The 14,897-nt window shown below is 38.9% G+C and carries 11 protein-coding genes; 5 read left to right on the forward strand and 6 right to left on the reverse strand.

Annotated elements, in window-relative coordinates:
• Position 1: 1 nt before the first annotated feature.
• On the reverse strand, positions 2–820 hold the full coding sequence (locus tag IV514_RS04165; RefSeq protein WP_206483632.1) for a hypothetical protein: 819 nt from the start codon (positions 818–820) through the stop codon (positions 2–4).
• Between the two features lie 649 nt (positions 821–1,469).
• On the opposite strand from IV514_RS04165, the gene IV514_RS04170 reads away from it, so the two are divergent.
• Positions 1,470–3,704 (forward strand): EAL domain-containing protein, encoded by a 2,235-nt coding sequence (locus tag IV514_RS04170; RefSeq protein ID WP_206483633.1) that lies wholly within the window; start codon positions 1,470–1,472, stop codon positions 3,702–3,704.
• A gap of 74 nt (positions 3,705–3,778) precedes the next feature.
• Here IV514_RS04170 and IV514_RS04175 read toward each other — a convergent pair whose 3' ends face one another.
• Positions 3,779–4,894, reverse strand: coding sequence for a PepSY-associated TM helix domain-containing protein (locus tag IV514_RS04175; RefSeq protein ID WP_206483634.1), 1,116 nt, complete (start codon positions 4,892–4,894; stop codon positions 3,779–3,781).
• 69 nt (positions 4,895–4,963) lie between these two features.
• Positions 4,964–7,099, reverse strand: coding sequence for a TonB-dependent siderophore receptor (locus IV514_RS04180; protein WP_206483635.1), 2,136 nt, complete (start codon positions 7,097–7,099; stop codon positions 4,964–4,966).
• 258 nt (positions 7,100–7,357) lie between these two features.
• On the opposite strand from IV514_RS04180, the gene gdhA reads away from it, so the two are divergent.
• Positions 7,358–8,701, forward strand: a complete 1,344-nt coding sequence (gene gdhA, locus IV514_RS04185) for an NADP-specific glutamate dehydrogenase (protein WP_206483636.1) — start codon at positions 7,358–7,360, stop codon at positions 8,699–8,701.
• Positions 8,702–8,769: 68 nt separating this feature from the next.
• A complete protein-coding gene (gene nhaA, locus IV514_RS04190; RefSeq protein WP_206483637.1) occupies positions 8,770–10,143 on the forward strand; it encodes a Na+/H+ antiporter NhaA in 1,374 nt (457 codons plus the stop codon).
• 56 nt (positions 10,144–10,199) lie between these two features.
• Here the strand turns inward: nhaA and IV514_RS04195 are convergent, their stop codons facing one another.
• Together IV514_RS04195 and IV514_RS04200 are read right to left on the reverse strand one after the other, a co-directional pair.
• A complete protein-coding gene (locus tag IV514_RS04195; protein ID WP_206483638.1) occupies positions 10,200–11,819 on the reverse strand; it encodes a diacylglycerol kinase family protein in 1,620 nt (539 codons plus the stop codon).
• 382 nt (positions 11,820–12,201) lie between these two features.
• Complete coding sequence (locus IV514_RS04200) at positions 12,202–12,462, reverse strand: hypothetical protein (RefSeq protein ID WP_206483639.1); 261 nt, start codon at positions 12,460–12,462, stop codon at positions 12,202–12,204.
• 36 nt (positions 12,463–12,498) lie between these two features.
• On the opposite strand from IV514_RS04200, the gene IV514_RS04205 reads away from it, so the two are divergent.
• Positions 12,499–13,624, forward strand: a protein-coding gene (locus IV514_RS04205; RefSeq protein ID WP_206483640.1) for an IS3 family transposase whose coding sequence is annotated in 2 segments (ribosomal slippage) — positions 12,499–12,719 and positions 12,718–13,624 — 1,128 coding nt in all. Because the reading frame shifts where the segments join, the coding sequence is not laid out codon by codon here.
• 64 nt (positions 13,625–13,688) lie between these two features.
• On the forward strand, positions 13,689–14,171 hold the full coding sequence (locus tag IV514_RS04210; RefSeq protein ID WP_206483641.1) for a hypothetical protein: 483 nt from the start codon (positions 13,689–13,691) through the stop codon (positions 14,169–14,171).
• A 21-nt stretch (positions 14,172–14,192) separates the two neighbouring features.
• On the opposite strand, the gene IV514_RS04215 is transcribed toward IV514_RS04210, so the two are convergent.
• Positions 14,193–14,855, reverse strand: coding sequence for a recombinase family protein (locus tag IV514_RS04215; RefSeq protein ID WP_206483642.1), 663 nt, complete (start codon positions 14,853–14,855; stop codon positions 14,193–14,195).
• Between the last annotated feature and the right edge of the window lie 42 nt (positions 14,856–14,897).

A 14,897-nucleotide genomic window follows, 5' to 3' on the forward strand; every position in this document is an offset into this window, starting at 1 on the left:
TCTATAATTGCTTATACCAAGTGTTTAAGCTTTCTAATTGTCCTTTACAAACAGACTCGTTAGTCAATCGGCCACCAAATTCAAAATCGTTTTCTACACAAATGGCATTAATAATTAAACTACTTGCGGGCACTATTGTATAGGCCGTAATGCAGTCAATTGACGCGTAATACTGTGCCATCTCATAGAGCAAATAGTGAATAACCGTATGAGGATCAACACTTAAATCCACGAAGAAATCAGAAAATTCTACCACTTGTTGTTCTTCGCAATAATGGCATTTAGCACTTGCCACTGTTTTATTATTGATCTGAGCGTAGAATTTATTGCTAGCAATTGCATGTTGCTGAGGCATTTCTCGACCAGTGAAAGCCAGTTGATGTTTACTCTCTGAGTGAAAGTTACAGTAGCCAGAAAACACCTTAATTGTTTGTTTGAGCTCAGTAATATTGGTTTTATGCTCTACTTCAAAAGAGGAATTTAAAATAGCGTCTTGAGCATCGGAAAACTGATTGTTTTTATGGCTAGCTTGTAAATAATAGGTAAGATACAGCGCATCTTCTAAGCCATAATAAGCAAGTATTGATGCTTCTACTTTAAAGCCATGTTGGAAAAAGTAGACTGCTTCTGATTCTTTGATTTTTAGACTAATTTTAGCGATATTTTTTTGAAAAGCGTAACGTTTGATTAATGGAATAAAGTGATTTAAATCTGCACAGCCGATGTCTTCAACTACTAAAGTATTCGCATCCTTATCACGAGTAAATTTTACCTTGACTACCTTTGCATACTCTTTAAAACAGCTAGTGCTGATATTCACAAGAACTCCTGCTCCTGTATGTTATTTCGACTAAAATAGTATCAGCTCTAAGTATTTTTTTCAATATTTAGTAATTTTAAAGGCTATTTTTAGGTAACTTATAAGCTCTATTCAAGAAGTAAAAATTAGAGTTGGAATCACTCCTGCTGTGCTTATTAGGCGCAAGTTGCACGGCGTAAACTAGAGTTTGTCAGTAGACTAAAACGATGTGCTAATATGATGAATGAAAGCTAAAGCTTTACCAATAACATTTAATGATGATCGTGTCTTTAACAGAGCAATTATCGCCTATTAGCTAGACCTGTTAGTGATTGTTAATTAATTGTAGTTATTGTGATTAAAGGTTAACGGATTGTAAATTAATGGTCTTTATTTCAATGTGTTAGCTTGAAGTATTTCACACTGATGTTGATCCTGTTATACAATGTCCTTGCGTTTTGTATGGCTTTTATTTACACGACAAAGCTAGTTTACCAGTGAGTAATTACCAATTGGCGCAGTGAATGCCGTTGTCATGACAATCTAGAGTTATTAGTAAATAGAGCTGATACATTGGTTAGTTCTATATCGATTTGTTATGACTACTAGATTGAAAATTAAACGCAATTATTGCGTTTAAGCCGTATTTCATAGGTTAGGAGCAGTAACCATGCTATTTAGTTCTCCAAACGGAGAGTGTTCTACTACGACTTGTAATATGAATCCAACAGATCGTTGGACCCGCTTTATTGCAGGCGCAATACTGACAATTATTAGCCCTTTAGGGCTCAGCATTTTACCTTCAGGTGTGATTGGTTGGTTTTGTGCCGTGTTTGGTATAATCAACATGATTTCTGCCGTAGCGGGTTGGTGTTTTATGTATTCGCTTGTAGGTTTAACAAGTCGAGATGTGAATACCGAAGACAGCGAACAGCTCATTGATATCGATTATCGGGTATTACGTGCTAGAGTGCTAATAGGTTTTGGTGTTGTTGCATTATTGGTTAATGGCTTATTTCTACTCGAAAGTTATAGTGCTGCAAAAGATGCAGTAAAACGCATGGAGCTGAAGCAAATTCAGGAAATTGCAAATATTATTACTCATGAGATCACTCAGGATTTGATTGAGCATCATACGTCTATCGAGCAAGCAACAACATACTTTGACAAGGCGTTATTAGCTGAAATGCTTCAAGATACTGATGATTCGGTATTTGTTGGTATTTATGATCAAAGAAGTTTTGTCAGTGTCGGCAAATTGATGACGGAGCAAGTAGAGCAACAACTTGAGCATTTTGTTAAAAATGACATCTTATCTTGGTTAAAAAACTATCAATTCAAAAATAAATTGGAGCATGAACAAGTCTTTGAGGGTGATAACAAAGACCTAGATGCTTTCTTCTATGATGTAGGGGATGTGCAATATGGCTTAAGTTATAAGCTTGTTTCAAATACAGAGCTTGGGCCCGTTTGGCTTGTCTTTTTCAAACTGAGTGAAACAACTGATCTGGTCATTGCTAAAGTTTTTTTCCGATTAATAGCCTCTTCAATGATTGTAATGTGGTTAGCTCTCTGGGGAGCAGTAGGTGTTTCTTATTTTACCTGGCGTTATGTTGAACACTCTAACAGGGTTAGTTTAAAGGCGGCGCGTATGGACTCCGTGACAGGCTTACACAATGAAAGAGCGCTTCGGGAGTACTTTTTAGAACATATCAATACATCGCTTGTTAGTTATCAAGTCTCTGTTGTTCAGTTTCGTAACTTACCCCATATTATTGAAACAAACAGCTCTGAAGTGGTTAGCCGAATTTTAGCGCAGTTAGGGCAAACCTTTAAAAATTCACTGAAAGCTGATTGTGTGCTGGCAAGGTTAAATGACGGTAAATTGATGATGGTCGCACCACGTGAAAGCACTGAATGTTTTGACATGTTTCGCGTAAAAATTAATGAAAACCAGTTGGTTGATGATTTCATCTTCTCACTCGATCCTACAGAAGCTATTATCAGTTATCCGGAAGATGTTAATAATTTTGATATGCTACTTTCTACGGCATCTATGCTGCTTTATAGCGCCAATAAAGCCCGTTTACCGCAAGTACATTATGATGAGGCGATAATCCGGACTCGTTCAAAAGAGCCTGAATATGCTGCGGGAATTAGAGAAGCTATAGAAGAACAGCAATTTGAGTTGTATTTGCAACCAAAGGTGAATGTCATTACAGGAGATATCATTGGCGCTGAAGCGTTAATTCGTTGGAATCATCCACGAGATGGTATCCTTTCTCCCTATTATTTTCTCGATATTGTTGAGCGAAGTAATATGCGCTCAGCATTCGCGTGTTATGTGATCTCTCAAGTGGCTAACATTCAGAAAAAGTTACTATTGTTGGATTATAAATTGACAATATCATTTAATTTAAATGGTTATGATGTGCTTGATCCCGAAGTCCACAGCGCATTGAAAACACTTTCTCGATCTAGTGATTTCTGTCAAGGTGGTTTAGAGGTCGAATTAACTGAAAGTGAAACAACTATTCAAGTTGATCGGATTGTTGAGGGCTTAGCGAGCATATCTCAACTTGGTTACCATATCGCTTTGGATGACTTTGGTACTGGCATGAGCTCGTTTTCATTCTCTCATCGTTTACCGATAAGTACTATTAAGATAGATAAGTCATTCGTGGATCAAATCACCCTAGAACCACATTCACAAATCCCCATCAAAGCCATTATTTATCTTGCCGAAAATTATGGCTACCAAGTGATCACTGAAGGGGTCGAGAGCGAAGAACAATTGGAGATCCTCAGTAAGTTGGGCTGTCAAATTTGCCAAGGTTACTATTTTGCTAAACCTATGCCATTTGGTCAGTTTGTTGAATGCTTAAATAAGCAGGATAATTCGTAAATCAGTATGTATACGCAATCAATATGATTATTTTAAATTGATTGCGTATACGATTCGTTTATCGTGATGTTAGTTTATGAAAGTGACACTTTAGTTAGTTTAATTTCTTGTGTTCTTTTACCTTTCTTTTGACGAAAGTAATAAAAATAAAGCCCAGTTAATGCTAACCATACTGGTGATGATCCTAAGGTGCACCAGATAATTTTACTGGTAATGCCAGCAAAGTAGCCAAAATGTAATTTTCTAAAACTGTCTAATACCACAGAAAAAAGTCCTGCTTGGCGAACATCTATCGCCGACATGATTTTGCCATTATTTCTATTGTAGGTAACCGTACTGGCATACTGGCTGGTTAATATATTATTGCTATCTACCTCGCCAAAGAAAGTGATGTGGCGTTCCTTTTCAAATGGAAAAGTTAAGTAGGTGGCATTAAAACTATTAATCTGTCGTTGACTGTCTCTAAGTAAATCTTGAAAACTGATTTGTTTATTATATAAAGGTTGCTGAGGTGTGTTAACTTGTTCAGCACTACTGTGCTCTGTTATTTCATGTATCACTTCAGAAATATTCCAATAAGCCCCTGTAAATGCTATGACAATAATTATTGGAGATGAAGTAATACCAATAAATTTATGGATGTCACTTAGTAACACTCTTTTAGCCGCACTAAATCTAAGCGTGAAAAACTTCTTCCAGAACTGACGGTGCAATATAATGCCACTGATACCTAAAAAAAGTAAAATCAGCGCAAATATAGCACCTAATGTCGTACCAAAAACGCCGAGTAAGAAGGTATAATGTAACGATAGTAGCCAATCTGTCACGTCATGAGTAATGCTTACCGGAGCAGATAGTAATTGCCCTTGGTATTGATCAATATACAACTTATGCCAGCTAGCATCGTTTTTGTTAATTAAGTATGCAGCATCTGAGCGTGATTTATCATCAAAGATCTCCCAACTGCCAAGTAAAAAATTGGGGTGGTTGTGTTCGACTTGTTTAATTAAATAATCAAGTGATATACGTTCCTTTTGTTCACTGGCCTGTACCGTTAAATGTTCGGGCATCAACCAAGTGTCTATTTCAGTTTTAAACACTAAAATGCTGCCAGAAAGTGAGATTATTATTAGTGGCACGAGTGCAAATAGCGCTGCTGTTGAGTGCCATTTAAAGAGTTTTTTTCTCATGTTTTCTTTATCTCGATTGTAGACGAAAAGTGGCCTGACACTTTTCGTCCATATGCTATGTAAACCTGCTTACAGAGACCAAGTTGCGCTGATTGAATAATTGCTTGGCGCGCCGTAATAACCTTGTGCCCAATACAGACTATTCAAATATTTTTCATCCGTAACATTATTGGCATTGAAGCTAATCAGTAAGTTGTCAGACACTTGGTATTTCGCCATGAGATTGATCAGGGCATAAGCCTTTTGTTTGGCGATAATTTCGCTGCCAGCATGGTCAAATGGTTCAGCAACTACGCCTTGTAATCGCTTAATGTCATCTTGCCACTGAATATTGGCACCAATGCTGAGGCCGTTGGTATGCGGTATTTGATAACTTGCTGCCAACTTAAATAATTTGCTTGGGGTATAATTGGCTACGGTATCATCACCTTTGATGTTGAAGTCAGTATATCCCGCACTGGTTTGCAAGCCTTCAATGGGCTCGCCAGCAATGTCTAGTTCGAACCCTGATGATGAAATACCTTCTACGCCAATATAGCGCTGCATTTCGGGTGATAACTCCGCTGTTGTGGGATCAAGTTTGGCGACATTTTTTTGTACAATATCAAAATAGGCAAAAGTTGCGATAAATTTTTGGTTAAACAATTGGCTTTTAATGCCGATCTCTTTGCTTGCTCCAGTAATTGGTGCTAATACTTGATCATTTATGTCTAATTTTGTTTGCGACAAAAATGTTTCTGTATAGCTTGCATACACTCTATTTGCTTCAGTTATTTGGTAAACAGCACCAAGGTAAGGGATAAATTCATTATCTGAAGCATCTTGCACGACATTGTAAGATTGACCTTTGGCCTGCCATTTATTTTGACGACCACCAATGATGGTGTGTAGATCATCATTTATCTCAAGCCGTGCAGTCGCGTAAAAGGCACTTTGTTCACGTTTTATATCTGCGCCTGTTGCCCCATCTTTGAATGTAGGAAAGGCGGTATTTCCATCCCATTTGGATAATGGTGGCATTACAGGGAAACCATTGCCTGTAGTGTAGTCATAAAGCGATTTATCTGTGTAGTCGAGTGTTGCACGGTTTACACCGACAACAAACTCGTGTTCACGGTTAAATAAGTCAAAATAACCGGTTAAATAGACATCAAATAAATTGGTGTTCTCATCATGATCATATTCACTTGCATAGCCTTTCAAGCCTAATCCCGTTTCTTTATTAGGAGTTCCATAGACATAAAAAAGCTCAGAGTCCTCATCAGTACTTTTATGGGAGTAGGTTGCTTTAAGTTGCCAGTCATTCATTAAGGTGTGGCTGGCCGATAAAATGGTTTGCTGCCTTTTTACCGCCCAATTTGACCAATCGGCTGAAGTATTGGTTGAGATGTCATAGTGGGTTGCTGAACCATCCGAATAATATAATGGATTAGCGCCCCAGTTATTGCCTGTTGCATGGTTATCGGTTACCGCATGGCTTAATGAGAGTTCAGTTTTATTGGATAATTGGTAACGAATAAAGGCATAGCCCAAGTTTCTATCTTGACGGTAACGATCGAGGTAAGAGTTTGTTTTTTGTTTGGTGATAACACCGCGCACGGCTAACTGATCATCGATATGGTAGGTACCATCTAACGTTAATCGTTTATTGCTCCAGCTACCTAGGGTGGTGTTAATGTTTAATGCATTGTCTTTAGTTGGGCGTTTTCGAATGAAATTTACTGTGGCGGAGGGATTACCCACCCCAGTCATTAAGCCATTGGCACCACGGATAATTTCGATGCGATCATAGATCGCAGTGTCTTCACCTGCATGGTTATTACCAGAAGTTAATGGTAAACCAATGCCGTCAAATTGAAAATTAGTAATATCAAACCCACGTGCAGTGTAATAAGTTCTATCGGTTTCAATCCTTTGCACATTAACACCTGTTGCTGAATCAAGCACAAGATTTACATCATTTAACTGAAAGTCTGCCATTTGATAGTCAGTTATCACCGATACTGATTGAGGAATATCAGCAATGGATAAGCGAATATGAGAGGCGCCGCTGGCATCATGGGCATTGTAACCTTTGATGTAATGCCCTGTGACTTCAATGCTTTCTATTTCATCATCTTGGTTATCTGCGTTGAGTTGATTCGCGTTTGCTGATAGTGCACTTAATACTAATAAAGCGCAGGTTGATAGCGAAGAGGACTTCATTGTGATTATTTCCCAGTTAGTTGTTTGTCATAAATTCTGAAGGCGAATTCTATTAGATCTTAATGGTAATGTAAATGGTAATTGTTATCATTTAGATATATATAAAGGGAAAGTAATCGATTAGCTCTTTGTAACCTTAATTTGTTTGATGGATTAATTTGTATTCTTACGGTTGATCAACAATAGTTAAAGATTAGGCATAAAAATTAAGATGTTAGCTATAGGTCGACATCTGGATTAAATAATTTGGAGCACTGAATGGATAATCAATACTTTGCAGATAGCTTTGAGCGGATCCGCCAATACTATCCGGAAAAAAAAGAGTATTTAAGTGCAGTCGCTGAAATTTTAGAAAATGTACAGGTTGCAAGTGAACTGTTATCGCAGATGGAAAAGTTTAATGTGCTTGAGCGGCTTTTTATCCCTGATCAGGTGATAGAGTTTAATGTGACTTGGCTAGATGATGCCAACAAAGTACAAAACAACAAAGGTTGGCGAGTACAACATGCTAATTTAATAGGCCCTTATAAAGGAGGGTTGCGGTTTCACTCAACCGTGACACCTTCGGTTTTACAGTTTTTGGCATTAGAGCAAAGCTTTAAAAATGCGTTAACAGGTTTTGCGATCGGGGGCGCGAAAGGTGGTTCGAATTTCGACCCTAAAGGCAAGTCTGATGCCGAAGTCATGCGTTTTTGTCAGTCTTTTATGAATGAATTGATCCACTATATTGGTCCGCATCAAGATGTTCCTGCTGGTGATATTAATGTCGGGACACGTGAAATAGGATTTTTATTTGGGCAATATCGTAAACTGACACAAAATTTTGTCGGCTCTATTACGGGGAAATCAGTCGACTTTGGCGGTAGCCCTATTCGTGAAGAGGCGACTGGCTATGGTGTGGTTTACTTCTTAGATGAAATGATGAAATTCGCTGACAGTGATATCAATCAGCAAAGGGTTGCCATTTCTGGGGCGGGAAATGTGGCACTTCATACTGCATTAAAGGCTGTAGAGTTAGGCGCAAAGGTGGTGTCTTTGTCTAATAGTAGAGGTAGCTTATTGTGTGAAAAAGGCTTTACTTTAGATGCGCTAAATATCATCAAAAAACTCAAAGAGCAGCATGTTGATAATGCATTAACCGAATGTGAGTTAGCAGGTTGTGACTGGCTGTCGTCAGAGAAGCCTTGGTCGATTGCTCACACGGTAGCTATTCCTTGTGCTACACAATTAGAAGTGGAGTCTGATGATGTTGAGGTGATGGCAAATGCTGGCTGTCAGTGGCTGATTGAAGGTGCCAATATGCCTTGTACACCGTCAGCACTTACTGCTCTGCATGATGCCTCAATCACATATGCACCAGCAAAAGCCGTGAACGCAGGCGGGGTGGTAGCATCCGTATTTGAAATGGGAATGAATGCAAGATTTTCCAGCCCACAGTTTGCTAACAATCAAGAATGCTTAAAAATGGTGATGAAAGACATCCACGACAAGTGTGTCAAATGGGGAAAAACAAATAAATCAGACTCAGTAGATTATCAGTGTGGTGCTAATAGTTACGCATTACAAAAGCTTGCTACCGTGATGCTCACTCAAGGCGTTTAATTATCTGTGAGCCTTATATTCAACTAAAACATACTATTAGCGATTGATGTTATCAAAGTGAGACAAGTATGAAGTTAGAGATAAAAGAGCAAAACCGAGAACGAATGCCCTTAGAAAAGCCATTTGAAAAGGTGGTATCGCCGTTTGAAAACTTTGTGCAAAGCCAAACCGCAGCAGGGCTATTTTTGTTGTTATTTACCTTGATTGCCATGGTGTGGGTGAATAGCACCTGGTCAGATAGCTATCACAGTTTTATTAATGCAAAGCTCGGTATTTTCCTTGATGACTTTATCATTTCACACTCACTGGTCGATTGGATGAATGAAGGACTGATCGTCCTGTTTTTTTTCTTACTTGGCCTTGAGATCAAATATCAAATACTGGCAGGGGAGCTGCAAGATATAAAAGTTGCTATGCTCGCGATACTCATGGCATTAGGGGGCATGTTGATACCAGCATCGGTGTATGTCTCTATGGTGTTGTTATTTGATCAAGTCAATGCCATGTCGGGCTGGGGCATTCCAATGGCAACTGACACTGCGTTTGCCATTGGTTTGTTGATGCTGTTGGGTAAACGAGTGCCTGCTTCGGTTATTTTGTTGATCACTGCATTGGCGATAATTGATGATATGGGAGCGGTGCTGGTTATCGGTATTTTTTATACTGAGCAGTTAGTTATTCATCAATTAATATATGCTGGAGTAACTTTACTTGCTTTATTTATGCTTAATTTATTGGGTATTCGCAGTCGGTTTTTCTATTTAATTGGCGCGCTTATTTTATGGTGGTTTGTTTATCACTCGGGTATTCACGCAACTACCGCAGGTATTTTAGCTGCACTGACTGTACCGACCAAGCCTTATGCGGATACCAACTGGTTCTCTGACAATATGACAAAATTGCTCACTCGTTTTAAACAGATAGATTCACAAGATAAATCTATTTTAGAGCAACAACAGCAGCACGAATTGGCAGAGACAGCTAAACAAATTGCGCACAGTTCAACAACACCAATTCAGCGTTGGGAGAGTGCGCTAGATAAGCCTATTAGTTTACTCGTTTTACCTTTGTTTGCTTTATTAAACGCTGGCGTAATGATCCCTGAACAATTTGCTGATGTCACACATTCGGCAGTATTTTGGGGAAGCAGCTTAGGACTGGTAATTGGTAAGTGTTTGGGAATTTTTGGCTTTGCTTATGTAGGGTTAAAGTTGAATTGGGTACACTTACCCGATTCGCTGACTAACCTTGATTTACTAGGTTTAAGCTGTTTTGCTGGTATCGGCTTTACTATGTCTTTATTTATTGCCAATTTGGCTTTTGCAGGACAGGCATTATTACTCGATTATGCCAAGCTCGGGGTGATTTTTGGTTCGCTATGCGCAATTGTGTTTGGTATGACTTGTTTTATGTTAAAACGAACCGAGCCACACCATGGGTGAGTTGATGACAAGAAGGCACAAACTTCATCATTATTTCGGCGGTCTTTGATAAGCAATTATTGATTTCTGGCAAATAGCCTCAGTGCTTTTTTCTCCAGTGTCATTTGGATTGATCCTGCAGAGCGATCTTCGCCGTCAATGGCGTAACTAATGGTTTTTTTACTGGTAATTTTCACACGGTTTACTTGCTTAAACTTTATGTCCTCATTTGGTTTTTCTTCTCTTAAACCACATAGTGCAAGATCTAAAATATTAATGAGCTGCTGATTGACTTCAATATCGCCGGGGAGCCAAGTTATATCAAGGCTATTTTCATCCGCTGTTGTTGAACCACCACCTTGCGCCAATATGGTAGTGCTGGGGGCTGAATTTGCGATAACCATGCTTGGAGTGGTGATTGTTTGTGGAGAGTGATCGTCAAAAGTTACCGTCAGTTCAAATAACTGGTGCTCTTGGATAGCATTCCAAAGGCCTTTAATGTAGGCAAATTGACCTGCTTGGTTTTTTTCATCTCGATCGGCTTCAGCAATCATGATCTGGCTTAATCCAATACTGGCAACTAATAGCACAAGTTCGTCATTACATTTAGCCACGTTGACTGTTTTCGTCGCTTGTTGTTCGATGATATCGCAGCACACATGTACAGGCATGAGCTTAGTAACAAAGCCGTACAGTACATGACAAAACGCATTGGTTGTCCCCATTGGCAGAATACCAAGGGTAATATCTTGATGCAGAATTTGAGCCGCTACTTCACTGACGGTACCATCTCCACCTGCAGCGATAATAAATTGAGCTCCATCATTAAGTGCCGTTTGTGTTTTTTCTGTGGCGGACTCTTGCTCGGTAGTTTCATAAATGCGGACAATAAAATGTTGGCTGAGCCTTTGTAAGATCTCTTGTTTATTTTCTGGCCATTTACCTCCTCCCGAAACGGGGTTTGCCACGATTGCTAAGCGGTTAAGTTGGCTAGTGATACCTTGTTGATGTGCTTTTGCTAATGCTTTCTTCTGTGTTTTGTTGAGGTTAGCAGTGCGTCGAATACCATTAATTTTTGCTAAAGTTTGCTCAACTGAATCATCAGGATTTTTACTGAGTAAATAAGCCGCAGCGATAAGTACTGAACGTCCACGCCCTAGCGCACAATGAATAACGACTTTTTGACCTTGTTGGCTGTGACTGGTTAAATAATAAAGTGCTTGTTTAATTTGCTCGTTAGTCGGGCTTTGGTGATCAAGTACAGGAATATTTAAGTAGTTTAGGTGCTCGTTATTTGCAGACCAATTTAGTCCCGAAAACTCAGCAGTTACATCGAGTATTGTGGTGATATTGAGCTCATCTAATCGTTCAATATCACGGGGGAATAACCGACAAGCCAGATAAGTATTATCATCAATTTCTTGAATGGCAGGTACTTTATCGTTTTTTCTCGCCCAAGAGTTATAGAGTTGAACACCAAGAAAAAACGGTACAAAAATCCACTGAATGTACAAAGGGATAGTGCCATCGATACGTTTTCTAAAAATTGCGGGTCGTTGAAACAGGTAGGCTATAGAAACTATTAATAATGAAGCAGCAATCCATAAAATGGCAAGCGTGAGCACAATGTGGTGCGATATACTCGCTAGATAAAATAATATAAGCGATGCGGTGAAGTAATAGTAAGTAAAGTACATAAACATCCCGGTTCTTAGCTTTATTGTTTGAGTTACGATGCTAGAGTTAAGCTTTTAAGTCAATAAAAGTGACTAAAAGTTTAGGTAACACTTACGATAGTCAATTGAAATTATTGTTCTTAATTGCTTATAGAAAATAATTTTATAGTGTTAGCCTAAACGGGAAAAGTTGTTAACTTATTTTGCAAAAAAAAGACGCTAAAAAGCGTCTTTAATTATGAAAGTGGTGGAGCGGGGGGGAGTATCCACCCGATAAAATTAGTTGCTGCAATTTCAAGTATAACAATAGTTTAACTATTCGCAAGCCATATAGACTCTTCATTTTGTACCACTTTTTTGTACCAGTAACTAAGTATCTAATCGCATCATTGCACTGAATAGCTTATTTGGACGCGGGTTCATTTCCCTGTTGGGGAGCTGAACTGATAGTTTGATTACGTTTGTTTGCTAATATCGACGCCTGTGAATGAGTCACCCATTTGCAATTGGCTGGAGTAAAGCCTTTATTTTTGTCTATCCTAGTAAAAATCCAATTTTGATCAGGGTAAGGGCCAACATCTGACATAAATGTTAAGAAGTCTGTCCATGGTTCATGCAGAATGATGCTAGCATCATATTGATCTTCCCCTAGCACTGTAGACATCTTTTATTTAGAAAATGAAGTATGATGAGAGATGTTATGAGTAATAATAAATACCCCCAAGAATTCAAAGATGAAGCCGTTCGCCAAGTAGTTGACAAAGGCTTTTCCGTTCCTGACGTTGCTAAACGATTAGGTATTTCCGACAAGTCCCTATACTACTGGGTGAGTAAAGCCAAAACCCCACCAGCTAAATCAGCCGAGCAAGAAGAAATACGTAAACTTAAAGCTGAGCTTAAACGTGTTACCGAAGAAGTAACATCTTAAAGGAAGCCGCCGTGTACTTTGCAAGCGAGTCAAAGAAAGGTACACGTTCATAAAGTCACGACTCGATATTTATCGTGTTAAAGCTATGTGTCAGGCACTTAATGTTCATCGTAGCGGTTTTTATGCGTGGTTGAAGAAGCCAGTATCAAACCGTGAACTTGATAATCAACGCCTTCTTGAGCACATCAAAGCAAGTTATGTGGAAAGTGGTGGTGTTTACGGTAGCCCTCGTATTACACATGAGTTACGCCGAAAAGGTGAAAGTTGTAGTGAAAATCGAGTTGCTCGTTTAATGAAGCAAGCCAAACTCAAGGCCAATATTGGTTATAAGCGTCGTTACTTTAAATCATCCGTACCTGCATTGATTGCAGATAACCATTTGCAGCAACAGTTTGTGGTTTGTGAGCCTGATACAGCTTGGGTAGCCGATATCACCTACATTAAAACCTATGAAGGTTGGCTATATCTAGCCGTTGTACTCGACTTGTTCTCACGCAAAATTATTGGTTGGTCAATGCAGCCCAACATGACTAAAGATATTGTTATTAAAGCACTGCTAATGGCAGTTTGGCGACGAAACCCAAAACAAGAGGTTATTGTTCATAGTGATCAAGGTAGCCAATATGCGAGTTGTGATTATCGAGAATTTTTAACTGCGAATAATTTAATTCCTAGCATGAGTCGAAGAGGACATTGTTTAGATAATGCTGTTGCTGAAAGCTTCTTTCACTCACTTAAAACAGAGCGTGTTAAGCGAAAAGTGTACGAAAACCGCAATGAAGCACGGGCTGACTTGTTTGATTACATTGAAATGTTCTACAATCGAAAACGATTACATAGCCACCTTGGTCATGTGTCGCCTGATGAGTATGAAAACCAGTTTATAACTGGAAGCTAGAAGTCTACAAAATCGGGGGAAGATCACATTTCATATTAAAAATTTAACTAATTAGGATACAAAAATGAAAATAATTATAGTGGTATGCGTTGCATTAATATTATCCGCTTGTACTACGAGGCATTTTTCTGCACCGGTAGGGGAGTATCCTTACAGCAATAATAAAGCTGTATCAGTTGTAAATGACCAGCTTGACACGCAAGAAAGAGTTTTTTTTAGCGATGGGATAACAACCGTTTTAACTGACTATAAAGGGTGGTCTGAAATATTGATTTCGAAAGTTCATAATGAGTTAGCAAAAATGCCACTTCGGAACCATGATTCAAAAATACTTAAATTGTCAATTAGTTCTATAATTTGTGGTGGACATTATGTTACTGATTGTACTGTTTCTGCAATAGCTCAGATTGGAGATGGGTATAGAAATATAATATCATCGAGTAAATTCAATGGCTACCCTGCAACCTCTGCTCTTGATAAAGCCTTGAACGATACAGCTGCCAAAATCATGAAAGATGAAAAAATTGTGTCATATTTGCTGAATTAGCATTTATGAGGATGATCAATTTCAGTTGTTCATCCTCGAGATGATATTTTTAACCGTTTGAGGGGCATAACCTTTACCTGTGGACGTTTTCATACCTATGCTAGCCAGTCGTTTTGCTATTTGACTGTAGTTAAGCCCTGCTTGGTGCATTGGCTCTATAACAGACCACACCTTCTTTGCAAACAAATCAGCTTGCTTTCGTTTAGCTTGGTTTCGGGCATTTGTTTTATCACGTAAGCCTCCTAGCTTTACTCCCTTTGCTTTTGCTGCCTCAAGACCAGCTTTCGTACGCATACTAATAAACTCCCGCTCCTGCTCTGCTAATGCAGCATATATGTGCAATTGAAAATTATCAGCGTTGGGCATCGAGCATACTTTAATCTGTAAGTTCTTATCATCCATTAGAGAAGAAATGAAGGAAACTTTGCGACTGAGCCGGTCGAGTTTGGCGACAAGGAGAACAGCATCCTCTTTCTTTGCTAAGTGTACAGCTTTATTAAATTCAACACGGTCATTGTTTGTTCCTGATTCCACCTCTACAAAGTCGCCAATGATCTTGTAAGGCGATTCGCTGTAATTTTGGAGGTAGAGTTCTATATCTCTTTGTTGCCCGTCTAAGCCGTGTCCAGAACGTCCTTGTTCTTTTGTGCTAACCCTGCGATAGGTTACATATTTTAAAGTCATATTTGTTCCAAACTGCATTTAAAAAATAACAACGGTCGTTGT

It is taken from the genome of Thalassotalea sp. G2M2-11 (assembly GCF_017168195.1).
Lineage (GTDB): Bacteria > Pseudomonadota > Gammaproteobacteria > Enterobacterales > Alteromonadaceae > Thalassotalea_E.